General features: G+C 44.6%; 18 protein-coding genes, 2 tRNA genes and 3 rRNA genes. 16 read left to right on the top strand and 7 right to left on the bottom strand.

Annotation, left to right across the window (positions count from 1 at the left end):
* Window positions 1-2 precede the first annotated feature (2 nt).
* The 4 genes from glyS to H9W84_RS09825 all read left to right on the top strand — a co-directional run bounded on the left by glyS (window position 3) and on the right by H9W84_RS09825 (window position 4,626).
* Window positions 3-2,105, top strand: a complete 2,103-nt coding sequence (gene glyS / locus H9W84_RS09840) for a glycine--tRNA ligase subunit beta (RefSeq protein ID WP_239743344.1) — start codon at window positions 3-5, stop codon at window positions 2,103-2,105.
* Window positions 2,106-2,762: 657 nt separating this feature from the next.
* Window positions 2,763-4,049: an O-acetylhomoserine aminocarboxypropyltransferase/cysteine synthase family protein gene (locus H9W84_RS09835; protein WP_239743342.1), complete on the top strand. Its 1,287-nt coding sequence runs from the start codon at window positions 2,763-2,765 to the stop codon at window positions 4,047-4,049.
* A gap of 73 nt (window positions 4,050-4,122) precedes the next feature.
* Window positions 4,123-4,287 carry a hypothetical protein gene (locus tag H9W84_RS09830; RefSeq protein ID WP_239743340.1) on the top strand — a complete coding sequence of 55 codons (165 nt, stop codon included), beginning with the start codon at window positions 4,123-4,125 and terminating at the stop codon, window positions 4,285-4,287.
* On the top strand, window positions 4,288-4,626 hold the full coding sequence (locus tag H9W84_RS09825; RefSeq protein WP_239743338.1) for a protein disulfide oxidoreductase: 339 nt from the start codon (window positions 4,288-4,290) through the stop codon (window positions 4,624-4,626). It begins immediately after the preceding gene.
* Window positions 4,627-4,644: 18 nt separating this feature from the next.
* Here the strand turns inward: H9W84_RS09825 and H9W84_RS09820 are convergent, their stop codons facing one another.
* The 4 genes from H9W84_RS09820 to msrB form a co-directional block, all read right to left on the bottom strand.
* On the bottom strand, window positions 4,645-5,439 hold the full coding sequence (locus tag H9W84_RS09820; protein ID WP_239743336.1) for an enoyl-CoA hydratase: 795 nt from the start codon (window positions 5,437-5,439) through the stop codon (window positions 4,645-4,647).
* 125 nt (window positions 5,440-5,564) lie between these two features.
* Entirely contained in the window at window positions 5,565-6,443 is an 879-nt protein-coding gene (gene tsf, locus H9W84_RS09815; protein WP_007115804.1) for a translation elongation factor Ts, read from the bottom strand.
* A 228-nt stretch (window positions 6,444-6,671) separates the two neighbouring features.
* Window positions 6,672-7,445, bottom strand: a complete 774-nt coding sequence (rpsB, locus tag H9W84_RS09810; RefSeq protein ID WP_239743334.1) for a 30S ribosomal protein S2 — start codon at window positions 7,443-7,445, stop codon at window positions 6,672-6,674.
* A 271-nt stretch (window positions 7,446-7,716) separates the two neighbouring features.
* A complete protein-coding gene (gene msrB, locus H9W84_RS09805) occupies window positions 7,717-8,187 on the bottom strand; it encodes a peptide-methionine (R)-S-oxide reductase MsrB (RefSeq protein WP_239743332.1) in 471 nt (156 codons plus the stop codon).
* Between the two features lie 160 nt (window positions 8,188-8,347).
* On the opposite strand from msrB, the gene map reads away from it, so the two are divergent.
* From map to rrf, 6 genes are all read left to right on the top strand, one after another.
* Window positions 8,348-9,133 (top strand): type I methionyl aminopeptidase, encoded by a 786-nt coding sequence (gene map, locus H9W84_RS09800; RefSeq protein ID WP_239743331.1) that lies wholly within the window; start codon window positions 8,348-8,350, stop codon window positions 9,131-9,133.
* A gap of 431 nt (window positions 9,134-9,564) precedes the next feature.
* Window positions 9,565-11,096: ribosomal RNA gene (locus tag H9W84_RS09795) — 16S ribosomal RNA — on the top strand.
* 135 nt (window positions 11,097-11,231) lie between these two features.
* Window positions 11,232-11,308, top strand: a tRNA-Ile gene (locus H9W84_RS09790).
* Window positions 11,309-11,314: 6 nt separating this feature from the next.
* Window positions 11,315-11,390: transfer RNA gene (locus tag H9W84_RS09785), tRNA-Ala, on the top strand.
* 298 nt (window positions 11,391-11,688) lie between these two features.
* Window positions 11,689-14,547 (top strand): 23S ribosomal RNA (locus H9W84_RS09780).
* Window positions 14,548-14,645: 98 nt separating this feature from the next.
* A 5S ribosomal RNA gene (gene rrf, locus H9W84_RS09775) occupies window positions 14,646-14,759 on the top strand.
* Together the 16S, 23S and 5S rRNA genes with 2 tRNA genes alongside form the textbook arrangement of a ribosomal RNA operon.
* Window positions 14,760-14,905: 146 nt before the next feature.
* Here rrf and H9W84_RS09770 read toward each other — a convergent pair.
* Window positions 14,906-15,691 (bottom strand): transglutaminase-like domain-containing protein, encoded by a 786-nt coding sequence (locus H9W84_RS09770; protein WP_216635158.1) that lies wholly within the window; start codon window positions 15,689-15,691, stop codon window positions 14,906-14,908.
* A 274-nt stretch (window positions 15,692-15,965) separates the two neighbouring features.
* Here H9W84_RS09770 and H9W84_RS09765 point away from each other — a divergent pair, with 274 nt between their 5' ends.
* The 3 genes from H9W84_RS09765 (at window position 15,966) to rapA (ending at window position 20,226) form a co-directional block, all read left to right on the top strand.
* Entirely contained in the window at window positions 15,966-16,409 is a 444-nt protein-coding gene (locus H9W84_RS09765; RefSeq protein ID WP_060994496.1) for a diacylglycerol kinase, read from the top strand.
* Between the two features lie 42 nt (window positions 16,410-16,451).
* Window positions 16,452-17,264: a DUF72 domain-containing protein gene (locus tag H9W84_RS09760; RefSeq protein WP_239743329.1), complete on the top strand. Its 813-nt coding sequence runs from the start codon at window positions 16,452-16,454 to the stop codon at window positions 17,262-17,264.
* Window positions 17,265-17,376: 112 nt separating this feature from the next.
* Complete coding sequence (rapA, locus tag H9W84_RS09755; RefSeq protein ID WP_239743326.1) at window positions 17,377-20,226, top strand: RNA polymerase-associated protein RapA; 2,850 nt, start codon at window positions 17,377-17,379, stop codon at window positions 20,224-20,226.
* A gap of 139 nt (window positions 20,227-20,365) precedes the next feature.
* On the opposite strand, the gene H9W84_RS09750 is transcribed toward rapA, so the two are convergent.
* Window positions 20,366-20,572 (bottom strand): hypothetical protein, encoded by a 207-nt coding sequence (locus H9W84_RS09750; protein ID WP_076776500.1) that lies wholly within the window; start codon window positions 20,570-20,572, stop codon window positions 20,366-20,368.
* Between the two features lie 170 nt (window positions 20,573-20,742).
* Here H9W84_RS09750 and H9W84_RS09745 point away from each other — a divergent pair, with 170 nt between their 5' ends.
* Window positions 20,743-22,635: a DUF294 nucleotidyltransferase-like domain-containing protein gene (locus tag H9W84_RS09745; protein WP_239743324.1), complete on the top strand. Its 1,893-nt coding sequence runs from the start codon at window positions 20,743-20,745 to the stop codon at window positions 22,633-22,635.
* Between the two features lie 35 nt (window positions 22,636-22,670).
* The gene (locus H9W84_RS09740; protein WP_239743322.1) at window positions 22,671-23,318 is read left to right on the top strand and encodes a 3'-5' exonuclease; all 648 of its coding nucleotides are present in this window, start codon (window positions 22,671-22,673) and stop codon (window positions 23,316-23,318) included.
* Window positions 23,319-23,393: 75 nt separating this feature from the next.
* Here H9W84_RS09740 and H9W84_RS09735 read toward each other — a convergent pair whose 3' ends face one another.
* Window positions 23,394-24,152: a hypothetical protein gene (locus H9W84_RS09735; protein WP_239743321.1), complete on the bottom strand. Its 759-nt coding sequence runs from the start codon at window positions 24,150-24,152 to the stop codon at window positions 23,394-23,396.
* A 400-nt stretch (window positions 24,153-24,552) separates the two neighbouring features.
* Between H9W84_RS09735 and H9W84_RS09730 the strand changes: the two genes are divergently transcribed.
* The gene (locus tag H9W84_RS09730) at window positions 24,553-26,361 is read left to right on the top strand and encodes a D-alanyl-D-alanine carboxypeptidase/D-alanyl-D-alanine-endopeptidase (protein ID WP_239743320.1); all 1,809 of its coding nucleotides are present in this window, start codon (window positions 24,553-24,555) and stop codon (window positions 26,359-26,361) included.
* Window positions 26,362-26,370 lie beyond the last annotated feature (9 nt).

The raw sequence follows: 26,370 nt of genomic DNA, 5'->3' as shown, positions 1-26,370 counted from the left end.
GCATGTCTACTATTTTATTTGAACTTGGCACCGAAGAATTGCCCCCAAAAAATCTAAAAACATTGCGCGATGCACTTAACGACCATGTCACCCAATCGCTAACAGATGCCAATATTCGCTTTGATACCATTAAAAGCTTTGCCGCCCCGCGTCGCCTTGCCTTACAGATTCAAGGAATTAGTGAAAAACAGCCCGATAAAATCGAACAAAAACGCGGTCCTGCAGTCAAAGCTGCCTATGATAAGGACGGTAATCCAACCAAAGCGGCACAAGGGTTTGCCCAAGGCTTGGGTATTGACGTCAAGGATTTGATTACCATCAAGGGTGATAAAGGCGATTATATCGGCTATGAAATGAATGTCATTGGTCAGCCTGTGGCTGATTTACTGCCGAGTATTTTTCAAAAAGCCTTAGATGAGTTGCCGATTGCCAAACGCATGCGTAGTGGCGCAGAGCGTTCCGAGTTTGTTCGCCCTGTCAAATGGTTGGTGCTACTCAAAGACGACCAAGTGCTGCCAGCGACGATTCAAGGGTTAACGTCGGGTGAGACAGGATCGCAGGGCGTTGAACTGGGTCGTTATAGTCTCGGACATCGTTTCCATCATCCTGATAAGGTTAGAATTGACACGGCGGACAGCTATGAGCAAAACCTTGCCGAGGCGCACGTCATCGCTGATTTTGACAAACGCCAGCAGCTTATCAAAGAACAAGTGCAACAGCTTGCCGATGAAGTAGGTGCGACTGCTATCGTACCGCAAGATTTGCTTGATGAAGTCACTGCGCTGGTCGATTATCCAGTAGCACTACGCGCAAGCTTTGAGCCACGATTCTTACAAGTGCCGCAAGAGGCCTTGATTAGTACCATGCAGGCGGATCAAAAATATTTTTGTTTGACTGACAGCCAAGGTAAATTACAGCCTTATTTTATCTTTATCAGTAACATTGACAGTAAAGATAAAGCGCAAGTGATTGCCGGTAACGAAAAAGTGGTACGTCCACGCCTTGCCGATGCCGAGTTTTTCTTTTTACAAGACCAAAAACAGCCATTGTTTGCACTGACTGAAAATCTCAAAACCCGCGTATTCCAAGATAAGTTAGGGACAATTTGGGAAAAATCTGAGCGTATTGCCAAGCTAGCTGCCTTTATTGCCACCCAAATTGGCGAAGACGTTGAGCAAACGGCACGGGCAGGCTTGCTGTCAAAAGCAGACCTTGCCAGTACCTTGGTGGGTGAGTTTCCAGAATTGCAAGGCGTGGCAGGGACTTACTATGCGCGTTTAAACCAAGAGCCAGAAGCGGTGGCGGCGGCAATCGAAGAGCAATATCTACCAAAATTTAGCGGTGATAAACTACCCGCGACCAACATTGGAACGGCGCTGGCATTAGCAGACCGTTTGGATACGCTGGTCGGTATTTTTGGTATTGATCAAGCGCCAACCGGTTCAAAAGACCCGTTTAGTCTGCGCCGTGCGGCGATTGGGGTACTGCGTATTTTGATTGAGAAACAACTGCCACTAAATCTGGTAGTCTTGCTTGAGCAAGCTTTATTGGGTTATGTAGGCAAAATTGACGACTTACCAAAAACTTTTAAACAAGTGATGGAGTTTATCAATTCACGCTACCGTGCCATGTATGAAGACCAAGGCGTGAGCGTGGATACAATTATGGCGGTACAGGCGTTACAACCGCAAGTGCCAATGGACTTTGACCATCGCATCAAAGCAGTTCAAGCCTTCCGTGATTTGCCACCCGCCAAACAACTTGCCGAAGCCAATAAACGTGTTGCCAATATTTTAGCCAAGGCTGAGGGTGAGATTGCAAGCCAAGTACAAACGGCTTATTTACAAGAACCTGCCGAAAAAGCATTGTATCAAGCGGTGCAAACTGCGGCGCAAAGTATTGAGCCCCACCAACACACTGACAACGCCAACTACACCCAGATTTTACAATCGCTAGCCACGCTGCAGCAGCCATTGGATGATTTCTTTGAGCAGGTGATGGTGAATAGTGAAGATGCTAATCTTAAAGCCAATCGGTTGGCATTGCTAAAAAAAGTGCGTGGGTTGTTTTTAACGGTTGCAGATATCAGTGAGTTACAGCTATAAGCTAATTTAGACATAACTTAACGCCTCAATCATATGGCTTCGATACTATTGCTTTAATACCCCTGCTTTAATATCATTGGTTAAACCCATACTGACAACGGTCATTATGGGTTTTTTTACAAGCTAAAGATATTTTTACGCTTGTTTTTGCTAAATTGGCAGGCTAGTTTACGGGTATTTGATACTATTTTAAGGGTATTTTCGTCTGAATTGCTCTCTAGGGTTTATTCTGGTGTGACCAGCTTCAACACTTTTGTTAGATTAGGTATTTAACGGTGGGGCGTTCTCCATGATTTATCTTTTCTAGTTCATTATCGCTAATTTATTTTTTCTAATTTATCTTCGTCTAGAGTAATTACGTGAAAGCCCGTAATAATGATGGCTTGTTTCATTCCATGGTGGTTACCAAAAGGTAACGGGTTCTTTTATAAAGCCTATTCGCAAAGCTTAGTGGTGCTGTGTTTGTTTGTCTATCATTGGTGGTTATCAATGGATATATGGCGCACTTTTAGAGGCCAAGTCACTATAGATCTATATTCCAAAACATGCCATTAATGTTCCAATAATGCTCTATTGTGAATTTGCAAAACTTATTAGCAACTCGTTACAATGCAAAAGAGATTTTTTTGCTAATTAAACTAAATTCAAGGAATATGTATGAGCCCACCGCATCGCCCAGAAACGCTCGCCATTCATGCAGGGTATGAACCAGAACCGACCACCAAAGCTGTCGCTGTCCCTATCTACCACACCAGTTCGTATGCCTTTGATAACACCCAACACGGTGCTGACCTTTTTGATCTGAAAGTTGCCGGCAATATCTACACCCGTATCATGAACCCAACCAATGCGGTGCTTGAAGCGCGTATGGCAGCGTTAGAAGGCGGCATCGGTGCATTGACGGTGGCATCCGGGATGGCGGCGATTACTTATACCATCCAAACCCTATGTGAGGCAGGCGATAACATCGTTTCAGTATCAACTTTGTATGGTGGTACTTACAACTTATTTGCTCATGCGTTGCCACGTCAAGGTATCGAAGTGCGTTTCTTTGATTATACCCAACCTGAGACCCTGGTTGATTTGATTGATGAACGTACTAAATTGGTATTTGGCGAAAGTATTGGCAATCCATTGGGTAACGTGCTGGATATCGCAAAAATTAGCGAATTTGCTCATAGTAAAGGCGTACCTGTGGTGATTGATAACACCGTCGCCACGCCAACATTGTGCCGTCCATTTGAGCATGGTGCTGATATTGTAATTCATTCATTGACCAAATATGTGAGCGGTTCGGGCACGTCGGTGGGTGGGGTGATTATCGATAGTGGCAAATTTGATTGGGGCGCTCACAAAGAACGTTTCGCGATTTTAAATACCCCAGATGCCAGCTATCATGGTGTCAATTTTGTCGAAGCCATGGGTTCTGCGGCGTTTATTGCACGTGCACGCGTTGCGCCCTTACGTAATACCGGTGCGGCACTAAGCCCCATGAACGCTTGGCAAATTATGCTTGGGCTAGAAACGTTAGCCTTGCGTATGGAGCGTCATTGCCAAAATGCCCAAGCCGTGGCAGAATTTTTAAACCATCATCCGCAAGTGGCTTGGGTCAAGTATGCAGGATTAACCGACCATCCAGAGCATAAGCTTGCGCAAACATACTTTGGTGGTAAGCCATCAGCGATTCTAACCTTTGGGTTAAAGGGCGGTCGTGAAGCAGGGGCGAAGTTCATTGATGCGCTACAATTAATTACCCGTCTGGTCAATATCGGTGATGCCAAGTCACTCGCTTGCCACCCCGCTACTACCACGCACCGCCAGTTAAATGCTGAAGAGTTGCAAAAAGCAGGCGTTAGCGAAGACATGATTCGTTTATCCATTGGTATTGAGCATATTGACGACATCAAAGCCGACCTTGAGCAGGCGTTAGCCGCAGCCAAATAATCTATTCAAATAAAAAGCGAGCATTAAGCTCGTTTTTTATTTGGACCAAATTTTTTAGATCAGAAAAATGCGAATGATAAACAAAAAAATTGGATTATGGGTAAAAAGTGTTGCCATATATGCCTTGGTGTTTATCGCTATCTATAATGTGGTTAATTGGTGGCGACAACCCATGATACCAGCCAATCCTGTTTTGCAATTTACTACCATTCAGGGTCAAACCATCGATTTGCAATAAATGAGTCAACAGCGACCTGTCTTGGTGTATTTTTGGGGTAGTTGGTGTGGCGTATGTCGCCAAAGCTCACCCAGTGTGGATAAACTGGCAAAATCAGCGGATTATCCTGTGGTTAGCGTCGCAGTGAATTCAGGCGAGCCAAATGAAGTGCAACAATACCTAAGTCAACATGGGTGGCAATTTGTAACGATAAATGATGAAGATGGCAAAATTTTCACAGACTGGCAGGGGCAAGTGACGCCATCTTTCATCATTTTAAAAGATGGCGAAATGGTACAAGGTCTGACGGGGATTCATCCAGCGTGGGAACTAAAATTGCGACTGTGGCTATTACGATAATATTTATTACGACAACATTTACTTGCCCTGCCAAACTGGAGGACGTTTGGCAATAAACGCATCTATGCCTTCTTGGGCATCTGACGCCATCATATTATCCGCCATGGTACAGCTAGCAAATTCATACGCTTGTTCGATAGGCATATTTAATTGTTGATAGAACATTTTCTTACCGACTTTTACTGCTAAAGGTGATTTATCTAAGATATGTTGGGCTAGCTGCTTGACACAGTCATCAAGTTTATCACTTGCGACAGCATGATTAATTAGTCCAAACTGCACCGCTTTTTCCGCACTGATAAACTCACCTGTCATCAGCATTTCAAAGGCTTGTTTGGTAGGTAGGTTACGACTAATTGCTACTGCGGGTGTTGAGCAAAATAAACCCACCCGAATTCCTGACGTCGCAAACGTCGCAGTATCGGCAGCAACAGCTATATCACAGGTGGCAACTAACTGACAACCAGCTGCAGTCGCAAGTCCTTGTACTTTAGCTATTACAGGTTGCGGCAGTTGCAAAATTTGCTGCATGACGCTACTGCAACGGGTGAATAGTTGCTGCTGATACTCGTGCTCAGGATTGGCACGCATTTGTTTGAGATTGTGTCCTGAGCAAAATGCCTTGCCATTGGCAGCCACTACCACCACTCGCACGTTGTCATCGTTGGCTATTTGGGTCAGATGTTGGGACAAGGCAGTCAGCATTTCTTCTGATAGCACATTGTATTCTTGTGGACGATTGAGTGTAAGCGTGGTCAATCCATTATTATCGCTACGTAAGACATAATCAGTATCTGAGTTTATAGCGGTCATTTTTACATCCTTGTAAATGTTATTAATCATTTTATCCTAACACAATTGACTATTCTCAAGCCAAAAAAATACCCCAAATTTATGGGGTATTTTTAACAAGTTAACCGCTTAGCGATTTTCGCTTATTATTTAGCTGCTGCTGCTTGAGCCGCTGCTACTTCTTCAGCGAAGTTTTCTTGTTTTTTCTCGATGCCTTCACCCACTTCTAAGCGTTTGAATGCTTTAACCGTCATACCTTCAGATTTTAATATATCGCCAACTTTTTTCTCGTTGTCGATAACGTAAGGTTGGTTCAACAGAGTCACTTCGTTCAGGTACTTTTGTAGACCACCGGTGATCATTTTTTCAATCACGGCGTCTGGTTTGCCAGATTCTTTCGCTTTCGCTTCGATGATGTCTTTTTCGCGCGCTAGCGTATCAGCAGGTACATTGGCTTCATCAACGGCGATTGGGTTAAATGCCGCAACTTGCATCGCTACGTGTTTTGCGGTGTCTGCATTGCCGCCTTCAACAGAAACCACTACACCAATACGAATACCGTGACGGTAAGAGGCTAGGTTGTCACCTTCAATCACTTCTGCACGACGTACTTGGATGTTTTCACCGATTTTTTGTACGAGCTCAACACGGGCTTCTTCAACCGTTTGACCATCGCCATATGGCAATGCAGAGATAGCCGCTACATCAGTGGTATTATTGGCAAGCGCAAGTTCAGCTACTTTGTTAGCAAATGCGGTGAAGTTAGCATCTTTTGCCACGAAGTCAGTTTGACAGTTTACTTCAAGTAGTAAGGCTTTGTTACCTTCTTGGGCGATAATGATAGCGCCATCAGCAGCAATGTTACCTGCTTTTTTAGCAGCTTTTGCTTGACCTGATTTACGCAGGTTATCGATTGCGGTTTCGATGTCGCCGTCTGCTTCTTGCAGGGCTTTTTTACATTCCATCATACCAAGACCTGTACGGTCACGTAATTCTTTTACCAGTTTTGCACTAATTTCTGCCATGAGATACCTCAATTGATTATCATTATAGATGAGAATTGGGTTGTTTATTGTCTAAACAGTTGGAGGTTAAAGGACAAAAATTGATGATTTTTGCCCTTTAATATTACGCTATAAATTCGAATTTCTAGAAACTAATTTTGTATTTACCCATCAAAGTTAGTTTATAAAATTTTGATGACAGTATCATAACAACCTAATGAATGCGCTGCTATGATACTACGGTAACCCTTAATCTGCCGCAGCTTCTGCTGGTGCTTCAGTTACTGCTTCTTCTTGATTTGCTGCTTTGCCGCCTTGAGTTTTAGCGTATTCTTTACCAGCGATAATTGCATCTGCAACCGCTGATACATATAGCGTTACCGCACGAATCGCATCGTCATTGGCAGGAATGACATAATCTACGTCATCTGGGTTTGAGTTTGTATCAACGATACCAATGACAGGGATACCTAAGTTTTTTGCTTCTTTGATTGCAATCGCTTCATGGTCAACGTCAACCACAAAAATTGCATCAGGTAAACCGTTCATGTTTTTGATACCGCCTAACGCACGCTCAAGTTTTTCCATTTCGCGAGTACGCTCTAGCGCTTCACGTTTGGTAAGCTTTGCAAACGTACCATCTTCAGCTTGTTTTTCGTATTCTTTCAAACGAGTAATTGACTGACGGATGGTTTTCCAGTTGGTTAACATACCACCTAACCAGCGATGGTCAACATAAGGCATACCAGCGCGAGCGGCTTGTTCGCTAATAACGTTGCTTGCCGCACGTTTAGTACCAACAAATAGTACTTTGTTGCCACGCGCTGCTTCACGGTTAACGAAGTTTAGTGCTTCGTTCATCGCTTTAACTGTATGCTCAAGGTTGATGATGTGGATTTTGTTACGTGCACCAAAAATAAATTTACCCATTTTTGGATTCCAAAAACGAGTTTGGTGACCAAAGTGTGCACCGGCTTCTAAAAGATCACGCATTGAAACTTGGGTAGGATTAGCTGACGCCATGAGATTTCCTTAAGTAAAGTTGGGTTATGCCTCCACATTACCGATTAAGCCGATTTGCAAACACGCATCAAAATCTACAGGATTTTAATTAATCAAATTTGCAAACACCCAGCTTAACTCTTATCAAGTTTGTTAGCTTGAAAATAGCAATGTGTGTGTCATGTTAGTAAATAAAAAAAGCAATCTGCCATTTCAAGATAAAATGACAAACTGCTATTTTAACACATTTTTATATGGTTAAGCTATATGTTTTAGCAAATGCAGATGGTAATTATTCAACCAATCCGATTAAGTCACCATACCCTTCTTGTTCCATCTCGTTCACAGGGATGAAACGTAGCGACGCGCCATTGATGCAATAGCGCATGCCGCCAAGCTCAGGAAGACCATCATTAAACACATGGCCTAAATGCGAATCAGCAACACGGCTACGCACTTCAGTACGTCGCATACCGTGACTGTCATCAAACAATTCATTGATTACTGCTTTATCAATCGGTTTGCTAAAGGCGGGCCAACCACAACCTGAGTCATACTTATCTGATGAGCTAAAAAGCGGCTCACCGCTGACAATATCCACATAGATACCACGTTCAAATTGGTGATCATATTCATGACTAAAAGGGCGTTCAGTGCCGTTTTGCTGTGTCACATAATATTGCTCATCATTCAAATTTGCCTTGATTTCAGCTTCAGACGGTCTTACATACTTTTGTGTATCGATATTAATTGAATTAGCCATAGACGTTCCTAACCCTTGTTGTCATTGTAGAACATCACAATAGTTACAACCCGTCCAAAATTCAAGTAACAACTGTTTAAACAAATAGTAGTTTTGTGAAAAAGGCGAAAAGGGCTATAATATGTCTTCTTAAATTTTTGTAAAATCAGATAATTATTGTATGAAAACACTATTAAATAACCCCGACGCCGTTGAAAAAATGCGCGTCGCTGGCAAATTAGCCGCCGACGTCTTAGTGATGTTAGATGAATATGTCAAAGAAGGTGTAACGACAGGGGCATTAGACAAGCTTGCCCACGACTATATTGTCGATGTCCAAAAAGCCATTCCCGCCAATGTCGGCTATCATGGCTACCAGCATACGCTCTGTACTTCAATCAACCATGTAGTTTGTCACGGTATTCCCGATGACAGCCGTATCCTAAAAGAGGGCGATATCGTCAATATTGATGTCACAGTGATAAAAGATGGCTATCATGGTGATACTTCAAAAATGTGGATTATTGGTGAAGGCTCAATCATGGCACAGCGTATCTGCAAAATTGCCCAAGACGCACTATATGCAGGAATGAAAGCCGTTCGCAATGGCGCCTATGTAGGCGATATTGGCGCAGCGATTCAAGCGGTAGCAGAGCCAGAGCGTTTTAGCGTAGTAAGAGAATATTGCGGACATGGGATTAGTGACGTATACCATGATGAACCACAAATTCTGCACTATGGTAAAAAAAATACCGGTCTACAACTGACCACAGGCATGACATTTACCATTGAACCAATGATTAACCAAGGTGTATGGCAAACCAAAACCTTGCCTGATAAATGGACGGTAATTACTAAAGACCGTAAATTGTCCGCCCAATGGGAACACACACTGATGGTCACTGAAAACGGCTGTGAAGTGTTTACCAAGCGTCCAGAAGAAGATTTGAGTTTTTTAAACAGTTAAAATATGAATAAAATCATGAGTATAAAAGAAAGTTAGCAATTAATTTAAAATTATTCATATTTTCCTGTTGACACCCATTCCAATTCACGTATAATACGCCACCACTGAGCGACGAAGAGTTTACAAATAAGTAAAACAACTTACGAAGCTTAGAAAGAATTAAAATAAAGCTTGACAGAGTAAAACAAAACGTATTACAATATCAAGCTCACCAGATGATAGACGATATCTTTGGTACACTAAATAACAACGAACACAAGAACAACTTGTGTGGATTTTCACTTAGGGCGATAAAATTAAGACTTTAATTAATTGTATTGTCAGAGTGAAGATACTCGTAAGTTTATTTGAGCAAAGACAGTATAAATAATTGAGTCAACAAATTAATATCTTAGTGACTGCGGAAGTGGTGATTAGGATATAGAAAGATTAAACTGAAGAGTTTGATCATGGCTCAGATTGAACGCTGGCGGCAGGCTTAACACATGCAAGTCGAACGATGATTATCTAGCTTGCTAGATATGATTAGTGGCGGACGGGTGAGTAACATTTAGGAATCTGCCTAGTAGTGGGGGATAGCTCGGGGAAACTCGAATTAATACCGCATACGACCTACGGGTGAAAGGGGGCGCAAGCTCTTGCTATTAGATGAGCCTAAATCAGATTAGCTAGTTGGTGGGGTAAAGGCCCACCAAGGCGACGATCTGTAACTGGTCTGAGAGGATGATCAGTCACACCGGAACTGAGACACGGTCCGGACTCCTACGGGAGGCAGCAGTGGGGAATATTGGACAATGGGGGCAACCCTGATCCAGCCATGCCGCGTGTGTGAAGAAGGCCTTTTGGTTGTAAAGCACTTTAAGCAGGGAGGAGAGGCTAATGGTTAATACCCATTAGATTAGACGTTACCTGCAGAATAAGCACCGGCTAACTCTGTGCCAGCAGCCGCGGTAATACAGAGGGTGCGAGCGTTAATCGGAATTACTGGGCGTAAAGCGAGTGTAGGTGGCTCATTAAGTCACATGTGAAATCCCCGGGCTTAACCTGGGAACTGCATGTGATACTGGTGGTGCTAGAATATGTGAGAGGGAAGTAGAATTCCAGGTGTAGCGGTGAAATGCGTAGAGATCTGGAGGAATACCGATGGCGAAGGCAGCTTCCTGGCATAATATTGACACTGAGATTCGAAAGCGTGGGTAGCAAACAGGATTAGATACCCTGGTAGTCCACGCCGTAAACGATGTCTACTAGCCGTTGGGGTCCTTGAGACTTTAGTGGCGCAGTTAACGCGATAAGTAGACCGCCTGGGGAGTACGGCCGCAAGGTTAAAACTCAAATGAATTGACGGGGGCCCGCACAAGCGGTGGAGCATGTGGTTTAATTCGATGCAACGCGAAGAACCTTACCTGGTCTTGACATAGTGAGAATCCTGCAGAGATGCGGGAGTGCCTTCGGGAATTCACATACAGGTGCTGCATGGCTGTCGTCAGCTCGTGTCGTGAGATGTTGGGTTAAGTCCCGCAACGAGCGCAACCCTTTTCCTTATTTGCCAGCGGGTTAAGCCGGGAACTTTAAGGATACTGCCAGTGACAAACTGGAGGAAGGCGGGGACGACGTCAAGTCATCATGGCCCTTACGACCAGGGCTACACACGTGCTACAATGGTAGGTACAGAGGGTTGCTACACAGCGATGTGATGCTAATCTCAAAAAGCCTATCGTAGTCCGGATTGGAGTCTGCAACTCGACTCCATGAAGTCGGAATCGCTAGTAATCGCAGATCAGAATGCTGCGGTGAATACGTTCCCGGGCCTTGTACACACCGCCCGTCACACCATGGGAGTCTATTGCACCAGAAGTAGGTAGCCTAACGCAAGAGGGCGCTTACCACGGTGTGGTCGATGACTGGGGTGAAGTCGTAACAAGGTAGCCGTAGGGGAACCTGCGGCTGGATCACCTCCTTAACTAAAGCACTAAGTGAGAATTCACAGCAAGTTGTTCTTGTGTATAAAAAGCTAATTCGAGGGTTACGGCTTTAGAATTTACTTCGTAAATTCTCTTGCACTCGGGCAAAGCGATGCTTTGCTAATCCTCGTTCAGGGTCTATAGCTCAGTTGGTTAGAGCACTGCCTTGATAAGGCAGGGGTCATAAGTTCAAGTCTTATTAGACCCACCACTAATCGGGGCCATAGCTCAGTTGGTAGAGCGCCTGCCTTGCACGCAGGAGGTCAGGAGTTCGACTCTCCTTGGCTCCACCATAATTAGCTTAACGTAATAAAGCAGACAGAGTAATTTAGTAAGTATTAAGAGATTACTTCAATCTGTTTTATCAGAAATCACGACCTGACGAGGGTCTGATAATTCAATAACAACATAGAGAAATGAGTCTGGGTTAATTATCAAGTTCCAACGAAGATAATTAACCTTAGTAATCAGCCAATCAGACCCAAAGAAATGATTGGAATAACTGATTACTTAAAAGTAAAGAGAACTGAATCAAGCGTAAACATAGGTGAAGATCGTTACCATTACCTATACGACCCTTTAGGGTTGTATAGTCAAGTAATGAAGTGCACATGGTGGATGCCTTGGCAGTCAGAGGCGATGAAAGACGTGACAGCCTGCGAAAAGCGTCGGGGAGGCGGCAATATCCTGTGATCCGGCGATATCTGAATGGGGAAACCCACTTGTCATAAGACAGGTATCGTAAATTTATTTACGAGGCAAACCGGGAGAAGTGAAACATCTCAGTAACCCGAGGAAAAGACATCAATAGAGATTCCCCTAGTAGCGGCGAGCGAACGGGGAGGAGCCGACTGATTATAATTTAGAGGAATGACTTGGAAAGGTCAATCGTAGAGGGTGATAATCCCGTACTCGAAAGGTTATAAGAAGCATATTAAGTAGGGCGGAACACGAGAAATTCTGTCTGAAGATGGGGGGACCATCCTCCAAGGCTAAATACTCCTGACTGACCGATAGTGAACCAGTACCGTGAGGGAAAGGCGAAAAGAACCCCTGTGAGGGGAGTGAAATAGAACCTGAAACCGTGTGCATACAAGCAGTCGGAGCGGACATGTTCCGTGACGGCGTACCTTTTGTATAATGGGTCAGCGACTTATATTCTGTAGCAAGGTTAACCGAATAGGGGAGCCGTAGGGAAACCGAGTCTTAATAGGGCGTCTAGTTGCAGGGTATAGACCCGAAACCGAGTGATCTATCCATGAGCAGGTTGAAAGTGACGTAACAGTTACCGGAGGACCGAACCCACTGTCGTTGAAAAGCCAGGGGATGACTTGTGGATAGGGGTGAAAGGCTAATCAAACTCGGTGATAGCTGGTTCTCCCCGAAAGCTATTTAGGTAGCGCCTCGGACGAACACCATTGGGGGTAGAGCACTGTTTCGGCTAGGGGGTCATCCCGACTTACCAAACCGATGCAAACTCCGAATACCGATGAGTGATATCCGGGAGACAGACGGCGGGTGCTAACGTCCGTCGTCAAGAGGGAAACAACCCAGACCGCCAGCTAAGGCCCCAAATTCCTAGTTAAGTGGGAAACGATGTGGGAAGGCACAGACAGCTAGGAGGTTGGCTTAGAAGCAGCCATCCTTTAAAGAAAGCGTAATAGCTCACTAGTCGAGTCGGCCTGCGCGGAAGATGTAACGGGGCTCAAACTAGGAGCCGAAGCTGCGGATTTAATTGTTTCAATTAAGTGGTAGGGGAGCATTGTGTAAGCCTGTGAAGGTGTGTTGTAAAGCATGCTGGAGGTATCACAAGAGCGAATGCTGACGTGAGTAACGACAAAACGGGTGAAAAGCCCGTTCGCCGGAAGACCAAGGGTTCCAGTCCAACGTTAATCGGGGCTGGGTGAGTCGACCCCTAAGGCGAGGCCGAAAGGCGTAGTCGATGGGAAATCGGTTAATATTCCGATACTTGTTTATGATGCGATGGAGGGACGGAGAAGGTTATGCCAGCTTGGCGATGGTTGTCCAAGTGGAAGGATGTAGTTAGGTTTAGTAGGCAAATCCGCTAGACTATTAATGAGATCTGATAGCAAGCTGTACTTGTACAGCGAAGTGGCAAATACCCTGCTTCCAGGAAAAGCTTCTAAGCGATAGTCATAAAGAAATCGTACCCGAAACCGACACAGGTGGTCAGGTAGAGAATACCAAGGCGCTTGAGAGAACTCTGCTGAAGGAACTAGGCAAAATGGTACCGTAACTTCGGGAGAAGGTACGCTGCCGATGGTGAGTAGTCACGCACTACAAAGCTATTGGCAGTCGCAGATACCAGGCCGCTGCAACTGTTTATTAAAAACACAGCACTCTGCAAACACGAAAGTGGACGTATAGGGTGTGATGCCTGCCCGGTGCTGGAAGGTTAATTGATGGGGTTAGCGTAAGCGAAGCTCTTGATCGAAGCCCCAGTAAACGGCGGCCGTAACTATAACGGTCCTAAGGTAGCGAAATTCCTTGTCGGGTAAGTTCCGACCTGCACGAATGGCATAATGATGGCGGCGCTGTCTCCAGCAGAGACTCAGTGAAATCGAAATCGCAGTGAAGATGCTGTGTACCCGCGGCTAGACGGAAAGACCCCGTGAACCTTTACTACAGCTTTACATTGAACTTTGACCTTACCTGTGTAGGATAGGTGGGAGGCTTTGAAGCAGGCACGCCAGTGTCTGTGGAGCCATCCTTGAAATACCACCCTGGTAATGTTGGGGTTCTAACTCAAGCTTAACAGAGCTGAGGACAATGTATGGTGGGTAGTTTGACTGGGGCGGTCTCCTCCTAAAGAGTAACGGAGGAGTACGAAGGTGCGCTCAGAACGGTCGGAAATCGTTCGAAGAGTATAAAGGCAAAAGCGCGCTTAACTGCGAGACCCACAAGTCGAGCAGATACGAAAGTAGGTCTTAGTGATCCGGTGGTTCTGTATGGAAGGGCCATCGCTCAACGGATAAAAGGTACTCTGGGGATAACAGGCTGATACCGCCCAAGAGTTCATATCGACGGCGGTGTTTGGCACCTCGATGTCGGCTCATCTCATCCTGGGGCTGAAGCAGGTCCCAAGGGTATGGCTGTTCGCCATTTAAAGAGGTACGCGAGCTGGGTTTAGAACGTCGTGAGACAGTTCGGTCCCTATCTACCGTGGGCGTTGGAAATTTGAGAGGATCTGCTCCTAGTACGAGAGGACCAGAGTGGACGAACCTCTGGTGTTTCGGTTGTGACGCCAGTCGCATTGCCGAGTAGCTATGTTCGGATGGGATAACCGCTGAAAGCATCTAAGCGGGAAGCCCACCTTAAGATTAGATTTCCCTAAAGAGCCGTTGTAGACTACGACGTTGATAGGTTGGGTGTGGAAGCATAGTGATATGTGTAGCTAACCAATACTAATTGCTCGTTTGGCTTGACTATACAACGCCTAAATGGCTTTGTAGGTAATAACGATTATCACCTCGCTTGATATAGCTGATACTTTACTTCTAAAATAACTCATTCCTCTATCCCCCTTTGCTGACGATAATAGCTTGGAGGTCCCACCTGATCCCTTCCCGAACTCAGAAGTGAAACTCCAATGCGCCAATGGTAGTGTGGTTCGCCCATGTGAGAGTAGGTCATCGTCAGCTCCCTATTCCAAAACCACCCCCTTACAACAGTAAGGGGGGTTTTGCTTTGTGGGTTTGCAACAATCTAAGTTATGAATATTGGTAATTAAAAAATTGGGATGAAAGCCTTCTAATAAAGGCTTCCATTTCAAACATCTATGCCAAAATTAATCGATTTTTTCTACATTAACTTTCATATCTTTTAACTCAAATGGCGCGAAGAAAGTCGCAAAAGCAACATCCGCAGCATCCCTTCCATAACCTAAAATCACACGACCGCCTTTTGGCGCAGATTGCGTGGCGTCAAATGTGTACCATCGATCGCCAATAAAAACCTCATACCATGCATGTAAGTCCATTGGGTCAAGTTGATATAAGTAGCCAACCACCATGCGAGCGGGCATATCTAATGCCCGTGACAGGCTAATACCCAAATGGGCAAAATCACGACAGACGCCTTTTTTATGTTGCCAAGTGTCTAGTGCTGTGGTCTCTGCTGTACTACTCCCATATTGGTAAGTAAAGTTTTGGTGAATATAGGCGCAAATTGCCGCCGCTTTGTCATAACCTTCGGCAAAATCTTGGGTTATCATTTGGACTTCTTGAAGTAGAAATTCTGGCAGACAATAGCGACTGGGTAACAAATATACCATTGTATCTGAAGGCAGCTGCTCAATCGGTGTTTTTGGCATACCGGGTGCGACATCTATCCATTCGCTAGTATATAGTTCAACTGTTAGGCTAACTTGGTAATCCCCCATCGGAAATAAAACCCTGTCACATAAGTTACCAAAATTGTCGTTATAGCTTGTAACTGGTAAGGGTGGCGTTACTTGCCATTCTTCTTGAGTGATCTGCTGTGCTAACCCTGATTGCGGTCTTAGTAGAAACACCGCAGGGGTTGGCTGAGAAAAGTGATAATCGAGTTGGCAAGTGGCGCGTAATTTCATCATAGATTTTTCATCAAATAAGGTGACAACACTAACTGAAAATTGCAAGGTGGAGTGATTGCTGCAAAAAAACTAGCAGAAAGCTTAGAATTTATGCCATTATCATTAAAATGGCAATCAATATTTATAGATTTTATTTGCACTTAAATTCTCATAATTTAAAGCTTGTTTATCAATGGCTATCAATGGCTATCAATGCTCGCGGCAGTATATATTGTGAAAATTCTAGGATTAATCTATGGTAGAATGAGGAAATTTTTTAAAACCCATTAGCATCATGACATCACCTAGTTCAAATCAGCGCTCTGATAAATTTGCTAGCCATTTAGAAGGATATGCCGCGCAGACCAAGGGAAAAACAGGGCTCAAACGTATCATCAATGCCGCAGGTTACTCAAAAGATGGTTTGGTTGCGGCGTATCAAAATGAAGCGGCTTTTCGACAGGTTGCATGGCTCAATAGCATTTTATTAATTGCGCTGATTTTTTTACCTTTTATAATGCCGATTAAAATGATACTGGTATTTTCATCGTTTTTTTCTCTGATCGTCGAGTTGTTTAATACCGGTATTGAAGCGTCAATTGACCATACATCGACAGAACGTCATCCGTTGGCAAAGATTGGTAAAGATGTAGGTTCTGCCGCGCAGCTATTAGCCTTGACGATGCTGTTTTTGTTATGGATGATGGCGCTATATACGACTTTTATTAATTTCTATTAATCAATGACGGGCTAATTTTGCAATTGAGTAGACCAATTTTCTATGAGCATCTATATCGGAACCGGTGGATACAGTGATACGGATTTTTTGGGAATTCTCTATCCTGCTGACACCAAAAAAACCGAATTTTTAACCGAGTATAGTCGTCATTATGCCACTGTTGAAATCAATAGTAGCTTCTATGCGCCTTTAGGTCGAAAGGCGTATGAAGGTATGCTCAAAAAATCCAACGGGCAGCTAAAATTTTCGATTAAGATTCACCAAGATTTTACCCACCGATTAACCGCCACCGCAGAGACCGCGCAAGCTTTTTTGCAGGCGATTGAACCTATTTTAGCGGCAGATTGCTTGGCTGCGTTATTGATTCAATTTCCGCATGGTTTTGATAGAACGGTGGCACATCGTCAGTATTTGGCAACCTTAACCAGTTGGTTTGATGGGTTACCATTGGCGATAGAGTTTCGCCACCAAAGCTGGCATATCCCGCAAGTTTACGCCAGTTTTCAGCAGCAAAATTTGATTTGGTGTAGTGTGGACTATCCAAATATCCATGGTTTACCGCCCAGTCGGCTGTTATTTACTAGCCGCATCGGCTATTTACGCATGCATGGGCAAAACTTAGACTGGTGGGATGCCCATTCGGCGGCCGAGCGGCATGATTATCGATACAATGATACAGAAATGCAAGCTTGGGCAAAGACGATTGCTAATCAACAAGCCAATTTTGATACTTTGTATATTTACTTTGAAAATACGGTAAAAGGTCACGCGGTGTATAATATTAAAATGCTCACACAAGCGCTCATGAACGAAGGTATACCAGTCGTCAGTCCGTTGCTAGCGAATGATGAGTAAGTAAACAGCCGCTATCAACAAAATCATTCACTTGAAAATGTAATTTTTGCTATCATAAACAGTTTTACTTTTCATCATTTAAATTTCTAATTTGGAAGCATGGTTAAGCGGTATGACTGATTTTGCGATTGGACAACGTTATCTGTCGGATACAGAGAATGAATTGGGGCTGGGCGTCGTCGTGCTCGTTGATGAACGCTGTGTGCATATTTTGTTCCCGCAAAGTGAAGAAACGCGTGTGTATGCCAAGACATCGGCGCCTTTGTCGCGTGTGACCTTCAAAGCAGGGGATACCATACATGACCAAGATGGCGCATCGTATGTAGTCAGCGATTTTGAAGAAACCAATGGCGTTTATAAATACTCGGTTGAAGGTCATGACCGTGCAATTATGGAAACCCGCCTTGCGGCTAACATTAATTTGGCAAAACCACTTGAGCGCTTGCTCGCCAGTCGTATCCACCAAAATGATTGGTACGAACTGCGCCAAGAGCTACTGCGTACCCAAGCCTATTTGGCGTCTCATCCACTAAGAGGCTTGATGGGTGCACGTGTCGATGTTATTGAGCATCAGCTGTATATCGCTCATGAAGTAGGTAAACGTATCGCGCCGCGTGTCCTGCTTGCCGATGAGGTAGGGCTTGGCAAGACGATTGAAGCGGGTCTGATTATTCATCAGCAACTCATCACCGGCAAATCTGAACGTGTTTTGATTTTGGTACCTGATAGTTTGCAGTACCAATGGATGATTGAAATGCGTCGCCGTTTTAATCTTGAGTTTGCGATTTTTGATTTGGTCAGAACCGCAGCGATTGCAGAGCATGACCCTGAGCAAAATCCTTTTACGACTGAGCAGTTGATTATTGCCAGCATTGATTTGCTACTTGACCATGAAGATTTGCATGAAAAAGCCTTGGAAGCAGGGTTTGATTTGCTGGTTGTGGATGAAGCGCACCATCTGCATTGGGACAGTGAGCAGGGGGGTAATGACAAATACGATTTGGTTGAAGATTTGGCCGAACAAACCGCAGGTGTGTTGTTACTCACAGCAACCCCTGAGCAGTTAGGTTTAGAAAGCCATTTTGCGCGGTTACGATTGTTAGATCCCAATCGTTTTAATGATTTAGACGACTTTATCGATGCAGAAGAAAATTTTGCACAAACCGCCGCAATTGCTGAGGTGTTATTGAGTGACCAATCGCTGTCAGATAAGCAAAAATCAGCATTAGCCCAGTTGTTAGGTCATGACATCAGTGATGACGAGCAAGGTCGTGCGCGCGCCATCAATGAATTGTTAGATCGTCATGGTACTGGTCGTGTGCTATTTCGCAACACCCGTGAGAGCGTGTCTGAGCTTATTTCTGGCTTCAAAGGTCGGCGCTCAATGGCGTATCCGCTGCCGCTCCCGATAAGTTGGCAAGACAGTTATCACACTCAAGGTAAATTGCGCGAACAATTATGGCCAGAAGAGTTACAGCCCGATGGTAGTTGGCTAGAACAAGACCCGCGGGTGCCTTGGCTGGTTGATTTGCTTAAAAACACCTTAAAACATCAAAAGGTGCTGCTGATTGCGCGCAGTGGGGCAACGGTTGAGAGTTTAGAGGCAGTATTACGATTGCATGCGGGCATTAAAACCGCGATTTTCACTGAGCAAATGACTTTACTTGAGCGTGACCAAGCCGCTGCATATTTTGCCGATATAGAAGGCGCGCAAGTATTGTTGGCTTCTGAAATTGGCTCTGAAGGGCGTAATTTTCAGTTTGCCAGTGATTTGGTGTTGTTTGATTTGCCCGCCAATCCTGATACATTAGAGCAGCGTATTGGTCGCCTTGACCGTATCGGTCAGCAAAACGAGATTACCATTCATGTGCCTTTTGTCGAAGGCACGGCAACTGAACGTATGTACCGCTGGTATAACGAAGCGCTAAATATTTTTAACCAAATCTCACCCACGGCGCAAACCGTTCAAGAGCAGTTTATTGTGGATTTAAAACCGCTGCTTGAAGGGCAAAAAGTTGAGCATGATGGTCAAGAAATTACTTTAGATCAGTTGATTGAAGAAGGCAAAGCCCAGCGCCTCGCACTAGAAGCAGCCATGCAAGCAGGGCGTGACAGACTGCTTGAATACAATTCTTGTCGCCCGCGTGTCGCCAGTAAAATCGCTTACACCATGCGTGATTTTGATGATACCCACATGTTGCCACGTTTGTTTGAACGCTTTATGTCGTCCATCAATATGGAATATAGTGGACAGCGTGATGGCTCATTGATGCTGCATCCGAGTGATGAAGTACAGGTGCAAGGACTGGCTGTCCCTGAAGATGGTATGACCTTGACCTTTGAGCGTGACCAAGCGTTACTACGCGAAGACATGGAATTTATGACTTATGAGCATCCTTTGATGCAAAGTATCTTTGAAACGGTCAACGCAGGCACGTTTGGTAATACCACGGTTGCAACCTTACAAAGTAATGCCATGCCTGAAGGACTGGTCTTGGTCGAAGTCAATTTTCGTGTTGAAGCGATTGCACCAAAGCTCCTTAATTTACCCGCATTTTTGCCAAAGCCGCTCATTCGGGTGTTTTTAAGCCAGCAAGGGACTGATTTTAGCGATAAAATTGCGCCTGATATGATTGTGTCGCATATTCATCGCTTGGATAAAACCCGAGCGCGCCAAGTCATCAAAGCGCGTAAAGACATCATCGAAGTGCGCTATGAGCAGGCAGTTGAGCTGGCAAACCAGCAATTACCTGCGATAAGTGAGCAAGCCAAAGAGGTATTTAATCAGCGCTATGAGCGTGAAGTTGAGCGCCTGCAATATTTGCAATCCATCAATCCGAATGTACGGGACGCAGAAATCAATCAATTAAAACGTTTGCAAGAACAGGGCTTACATGCACTGGGTCATTTATCCTTAATTCCTGATAGTATCCGTGTGTTAGTCGCTGTCAAGCCCGCTTAATTGTTTTGAATTTAGGTTAATTTAGGTTAGGGGTCAGCTTATATTAGGCTGACCTTTGTTATATGTTTGCATTTTCCATTTTTTAGTTAAGACCAGTTGTTAGGTCTATTTATCAGGCTTAGTTAGCAAAGCTAGTTATTTATACCTCAGGATTCACCACACTCATACTAAATTTAAGTCCGATACTAAGTAGTACAATCGCCAGTGGCAACAGCACCATCGCAATGCGTTGGGTTTTATACCTAACAGGCGGCTCCTTACTAACTTTAGATAATAAAAAACATAGCATACCCGCGACCAATGTCAAAATCCCTAGACCTAAACAAAGAAAACCTAAATAATTCATCTGTTTACTCACTACCCATACATATATGTTTGACGGGTGTAAATTACATACCACCACGACCCATCGATATTTGTTGAAACATGATTGTTGCCTCAGACAACTTTGATTATAATCTAACAAGGCTCATAGGACATGAGATTTATTTTTAGCCGCAATACAAGGATGGTGAGATGAGTGGCTCAACGATACAGACTTTGGACATACAACATCTACACCAGCCCCCGTTTGATACACTAAGCGCTCAGCAGCGAACCCATCTGCAGCAGCACAGTAAAATCGTCTATTTGGACAACTTACAGCCTATACCCACTGGATGGCAAGGGGATTTTTTTATTATCCTTAAAGGCTTTGTTCATCAATTACAAGGCGATACGTTGATTGCTACCTTAAATGCAGGCGATTGGTTTGATACCAAGGTCAGGCAAAACAGCGTGTTCAACTTTATCACCCAGCAGCAAAGTCTGATGTACCGTATCGATGGCCAAGTGCTAAGTGCAATCACCGAGCAAAATCCCACCTTAAAAAACGCCTTGTTTGCTGATGTCGCTGCCCGTCTCAACCATCACCAAGCCCGCCTTGCCCAAAGTGAAAGTCAAAAACTGCTATATCAACCGATTGCCAATTTGGGGCAGCATATCAAACCGCCGCATTTTGTTGATGATACAGCAACCCTATACGATGCCACGATGGCGATGAACCAATTTGACATCAAGCATATTTTGGTTAAGTCTCAAGCGCGAATGAGCGAAGCAGAGCGTGACAAACTCATCGCACAAGGCGTCGAAAAATCTACCATCGCAGCGTATGTCGAGCGCATCGGTATTTTTACCCAAACCGATGTGTGCCGAGCGATTGGACAAAAAGTTGATTTTGCCACTACGCCTGTGCTGGACTTTACTAATTTTAAAATCCATACCGTGCATCAATCGCAAGATGTGAGTGAAGCCTTGCTGACCATGTTACAAACTCGTACCCACCGTTTACCCATTATTGACAGTCAAGGTCAAATCATTGGGATTTTGGGACAAACCGAATTACTGAGCTTTTTAACCAACCATTCCAATCTTATTGTTGCTCGTATTGAGCAAGCGCAGAGCCTAGAGGATGTTGCGGTGGCGGTGGAATTGATTGGTAAATTTATCCGTGAGCAGCACGCCAGCGGCATCAAAATCCATGTTATCAGCCGAATGGTGCAAAGCTTGAATTCACAAGTGTTTGCCAAGGTATGGCAGCTGATTGTGCCTGCTATCACCTTCTACAATACCTGTCTGTTTGTGATGGGCTCAGAAGGGCGTGGTGAACAAATCTTGCGTACTGACCAAGACAATGCGCTAATTATCCGCAATGGTTTTAAAGATGACAATCTGCCCAGCTATGCCGCGCAGTTCAATGAGGCATTGGCAAATATGGGTTATCCCTATTGTGATGGCAAGATTATGCTTAGCAACGAGCGTTGGCGAAAAACTTCAACCGCCTTTGAAAAACAAATCACCGCATGGTACGTGAGTGGCAGTAGTGAAGATATGATGTGGATTGCGACCTTAGTCGATGCGCATTTTGTTTGCGGCGATATTAAGCTCTTTGAGCAGCTGCAAAAACATTGGCAAGTCAGCGCGCAAAATGTGGCGACTAGCAACTTTATCAACCGTTTTGCCAAACCGATTCTACAATTTGGCGATAGCAGTGGTTGGTGGCAAAAGTTTGTTGGCGGTAGCGATACCGATATTGACTTAAAAAAAGCAGGGATATTCCCGATTGTCCATGGCGTGCGAGCCTTGTCATTGGAATATCATATCACTGAGACCAATACCAGAAGCCGACTGCAGCAGCTAGCACAGCAACACGTACTAGGTGACACCATGGCGCAAAATCTGGCAGAAGCACTGGATTTTTTTATGGCAAAACGACTGGATGTGGCATTGACCACCCAGGATAGAACAGCGCGAGCGGTAAATCCCAATCGCTTATCAGCACTGGAAAAAGACTTGTTAAAAGAATGTTTGGCGATGGTCAAAGATTTTAAAACCTTTATTACCCATCATTATCGTCTAGATATTTTTTAACTAAATAGATAGTGTTAATTGCTTAGAGAAAAGCCATGTTTAATCGCATCAAAAATCTGTTCGGCGGTCAAAAACTTGAGCGACAAAAACAGCGACTCAGCAAGCCTGAGTACGCTTATCTGTTTGATACCCAGCTATCTAAAGTCCCCAATGAATGGGTGAGCCTAGACCTAGAAATGACCGGGCTTAATGCCAAACAAGATTATATTTTAAGTGTCGGTGCAGTACAGGTACGCAAAGAAAGTAACGGGTTTGTGATTGATACCGATAGCGCGCTGTCCTTGGTATGCCGTCCGCCTGTGATGCCCACCCACGACACCATTGTGATTCACGGATTAAGACCGATAGATGTCGACAATGGCTTATCGTATGACGAGATGCTCACCCAATTATTGCCAACGCTTAAAAACCGTCCCATAATTGGGTTTTGTGTGGACATGGACATGGCGTTTTTAAATGCCATTGCCAAACCGTTTTTGGGCGTGGAACTGGCTAATAAACTTGTCGATGTCAGTCGCTTGTATCAACAAAATCAGCATCGACATGACCCCAACCAAGTTGGGCAGTTACCACACCTCAATCAACTGCTAGAAGAATACCAAATCCCGCGATTACCTGCCCATAATGCCTTGAATGATGCCATCATGACTGCCATGTTATTTACCCATCTAATGAAGTCATAGCAAGCTTATGAGGTCATAAAAGCTAACCGACATAAAAAAACTCTCATCATGAGAGTTTTTTATTTAAAGATAACTTTATTTTTTGCTAGCCGCGGCGTCTGCGCCTTTTGGCTTGATGCCTGCTTCTTGGGTTAATTGCATCAACATGGTACGGGCTTCTTCAGCGGATTTTTGCGCTTTTTTCATTGACTTAGCAATTTCTGGATTGGTCTCTGGGGTTGCCGTTGGTTTTTTGATTAAAGCCGCCGTACCGGCACGGCTATTGGTAATACTTTCGACCATTTTATCGCGGGTTTGTGCAACACGGGGGTCATTAAATTTTAATTTGTTGAGCGTGGCCTTTTGCAAATCTAACTGTGCCGCTACTTCTTTAAAGAAAGCTTGTTGGTCAGCAGGCGTTTTAGCGTTTTGCATTTTTTTTGCCATTTCTGCTTGTTTGGCTTGGGTATTGCGGTCAAGCTCGTTTAAGGTTTTAAATAACTGAGTCAAATCCGCTTTTAGGGCAAGATTAGGGGTCGCAGCCGCGGCATTATTGGCGGCAACTGTAGGGGCGCTGCTAACGTTGGCGGTTTTTTCTGCAGTCGCTGGCGTGGTGACAGTTGTTGTGGTTGACGAAGCGGTGGTGGTAACGGTAGCACTAGCAGGCGCGCTAGAGATGGCTTGGGATGCTGCCACAGGGGTAGTAGTTGTAGAAGTTGACGTGGTGGTGGTCGTCGTTGCAGAAGCGGTAGTGGTTGCGGCTTTGTCATCTTTTTTTGAGCATGCAGATAACGCTAGCACAAGACTCATAGCGCCTATAGTCATGGCAGAGGTGGCGATAGATTTGTTTAACATAGAGTTTTTTTAACCTAAATAATTTTTTAATCTAAATAGCTTTAATCTAAATAACTTTAATATAAATCACTTGTTAACCTAAATGATTTTAATCTAAATAATTTTTTCACCCAAATCAATGGGGTCAGAATTCTCAACTGAAGTTTGAGTCGGCAATAGCAGTGACTGCAATGTGGCAATTAGGCGACAGTTTAGCAAATAACTGAAAAATGAAATGTAGAGAATTGCAACAGAAGGCTACGGCTGTTTGTCTAAATGCCTTAATTTTAGCCGATTTGCTATGAAATCAGGTGGATTTTTATGGCAAAAAGCGATAAGGTGGCAGCTTATTTTGCCTAATTTATTTTTGCCTAATAAGATTCGATACCTAGTATAGATTCGTCACATTGTTGCTGTTGTTATGAAAAATTCGCGCCAATCCGTGGGTCTGCAAACCTGCGCTACTCAATTATTGTCTTTAAAAACGGGTTTATTGCTATGGATGGCTTGTCTGTCCTTGGTGGGTCATACGTCAGATACCACACAAGTCCAGCCGCCAATACCCACTGACCCAGTGACCGAGCAAAGCCATGCAGTCATGGGGCAGCGCGATCCAGTCAACAAGCTACCTGAAACGATTCAGGCCAAACTTGCCCAAGCCAATATTCCGACCGATAGCCTGAGCATGGTGGTACAACCGCTAACGGACAATGCACAAAATGTAGCATCGACTGCGCCCCAAAAGCCTTTGTTTAGTTATAACGCTGATGTGCCACGTACCCCTGCATCTACGCAAAAACTGATTCCCACTTATGTGGCGCTCGATAGTTTGGGTAAAGATTTTGTTTGGCAAACCAAATTGTATCAGCATGGTTTTGTGTGGAAAGGCACGCTTTATGGCGATGTGATTGTGCAGGGCAGTGGCGACCCAAAACTGGAAAACGAGCGCTTGTACCAGCTGCTTGCCATGATCAAAGCACAGGGTATTAAGCAAGTACAAGGCAATTTAATCATCGATAATCAGCAGTTTCAAGGGGTGGATTTTGATGTTAACGCGTTTGATGGTAAAGGGTTACGCCCTTATAATGCCCAGCCCAATGCTTTGTTAACCAATTTTGGTACGGTGGAAGTAGATTTAGTGCCAATAGCAAAACCCAATGCCACACCGGTCGTAAAGCCTAATACCAGTAGCGTCACGCGATCCACAACATCGGCTTCGACAGATATCGACAATCCTGCGGCAAATCTTGAGCAAATCCAAAGCAGACCCTCGATTAATCCTAAAGACGTAGCCGCGTATCAAGTCAGCCTAAAGCCTGCGCTGGCAAACTTTACTATGCCTACAACACTTAAAGCCAGTCAAGAGCCTTGCAATAGCAACCAAGACGATTGGATTGGGACATTGACGTCTACAGGATTGAGCTTTCACCAAACCGCGTCCGCCTTCTGTGGTGAGCAAAAGCGCTATCTAACGTTTCCTGATGGAGATGTGCTGGTCAAACAACAAATTATCGCTGACTGGCAAAAAATCTTGCCAAACTTTACAGGGAATGTTGAATTTGCCAATCCTGCGGTGGCTTATATGCAGCAAGCCAAGGCGATACCGCAAGCGCTACCTTGGTATATTCGCTTATACCTAAAATACTTTGGCAAACCCTTGACCCCAAAATTGGTTGGCTATGTCGCCTCCAATCCATTGCACGAGCAAATCAAAGACATCAATCAGCACTCCAACAATGTGATGACGGAACAAATCGCCTTGTCGCTACCGCTGTATGCCGACAAGCAGCGTATCAGCACTTATCCAAAAACCTTTGCCTACATTCACCAGTGGTGGCAACAAAAGCTGCCCCAAGCACAGCCGCCTGTGATGACTAGAGCCTCAGGTTTATGCCGTGATTGCCGCGTGGCGCCCAATAGCATGTTAGCGCTGCTAACTCTCGCCTATCATTCACCCAATTTTACGGTTTATCGTGATTCGTTGGGCGTGGCAGGCGAGTCGGGTACCATCAAAGCGCTCAAACTGCGCCAGCCAAATAACCCTGCCATTGGGCATGCTTGGATCAAAACAGGCACGCTCGATAATGTCACCAGTATGGCAGGCTATGTTCAAGGCAAATCAAGAAAATGGTATGCCGTGGTTGGGATGATTAATGCCGACAATGTCAAAAATAATAGCAATGCCAAAGCCGTGCTAGATGAAATGCTAGCGTGGACAGCGCTGCAGTGATTGGTTTCT

Origin of the sequence: Moraxella tetraodonis (assembly GCF_022359095.1) — a bacterium.
GTDB lineage: Bacteria > Pseudomonadota > Gammaproteobacteria > Pseudomonadales > Moraxellaceae > Faucicola > Faucicola tetraodonis.
This window is presented reverse-complemented; position numbering and strand designations above follow the sequence as displayed.

Bases quoted from the DNA above. Each gene is read 5' to 3' on its own strand.
- glyS (WP_239743344.1), top strand. From the start codon at position 3: ATGTCTACTATTTTATTTGAACTTGGCACCGAAGAATTGCCCCCAAAA.
- H9W84_RS09835 (WP_239743342.1), top strand. From the start codon at position 2,763: ATGAGCCCACCGCATCGCCCAGAAACGCTCGCCATTCATGCAGGGTAT.
- H9W84_RS09830 (WP_239743340.1), top strand. From the start codon at position 4,123: ATGATAAACAAAAAAATTGGATTATGGGTAAAAAGTGTTGCCATATAT.
- H9W84_RS09825 (WP_239743338.1), top strand. From the start codon at position 4,288: ATGAGTCAACAGCGACCTGTCTTGGTGTATTTTTGGGGTAGTTGGTGT.
- H9W84_RS09820 (WP_239743336.1), bottom strand. From the start codon at position 5,439: ATGACCGCTATAAACTCAGATACTGATTATGTCTTACGTAGCGATAAT.
- tsf (WP_007115804.1), bottom strand. From the start codon at position 6,443: ATGGCAGAAATTAGTGCAAAACTGGTAAAAGAATTACGTGACCGTACA.
- rpsB (WP_239743334.1), bottom strand. From the start codon at position 7,445: ATGGCGTCAGCTAATCCTACCCAAGTTTCAATGCGTGATCTTTTAGAA.
- msrB (WP_239743332.1), bottom strand. From the start codon at position 8,187: ATGGCTAATTCAATTAATATCGATACACAAAAGTATGTAAGACCGTCT.
- map (WP_239743331.1), top strand. From the start codon at position 8,348: ATGAAAACACTATTAAATAACCCCGACGCCGTTGAAAAAATGCGCGTC.
- H9W84_RS09770 (WP_216635158.1), bottom strand. From the start codon at position 15,691: ATGATGAAATTACGCGCCACTTGCCAACTCGATTATCACTTTTCTCAG.
- H9W84_RS09765 (WP_060994496.1), top strand. From the start codon at position 15,966: ATGACATCACCTAGTTCAAATCAGCGCTCTGATAAATTTGCTAGCCAT.
- H9W84_RS09760 (WP_239743329.1), top strand. From the start codon at position 16,452: ATGAGCATCTATATCGGAACCGGTGGATACAGTGATACGGATTTTTTG.
- rapA (WP_239743326.1), top strand. From the start codon at position 17,377: ATGACTGATTTTGCGATTGGACAACGTTATCTGTCGGATACAGAGAAT.
- H9W84_RS09750 (WP_076776500.1), bottom strand. From the start codon at position 20,572: ATGAATTATTTAGGTTTTCTTTGTTTAGGTCTAGGGATTTTGACATTG.
- H9W84_RS09745 (WP_239743324.1), top strand. From the start codon at position 20,743: ATGAGTGGCTCAACGATACAGACTTTGGACATACAACATCTACACCAG.
- H9W84_RS09740 (WP_239743322.1), top strand. From the start codon at position 22,671: ATGTTTAATCGCATCAAAAATCTGTTCGGCGGTCAAAAACTTGAGCGA.
- H9W84_RS09735 (WP_239743321.1), bottom strand. From the start codon at position 24,152: ATGTTAAACAAATCTATCGCCACCTCTGCCATGACTATAGGCGCTATG.
- H9W84_RS09730 (WP_239743320.1), top strand. From the start codon at position 24,553: ATGAAAAATTCGCGCCAATCCGTGGGTCTGCAAACCTGCGCTACTCAA.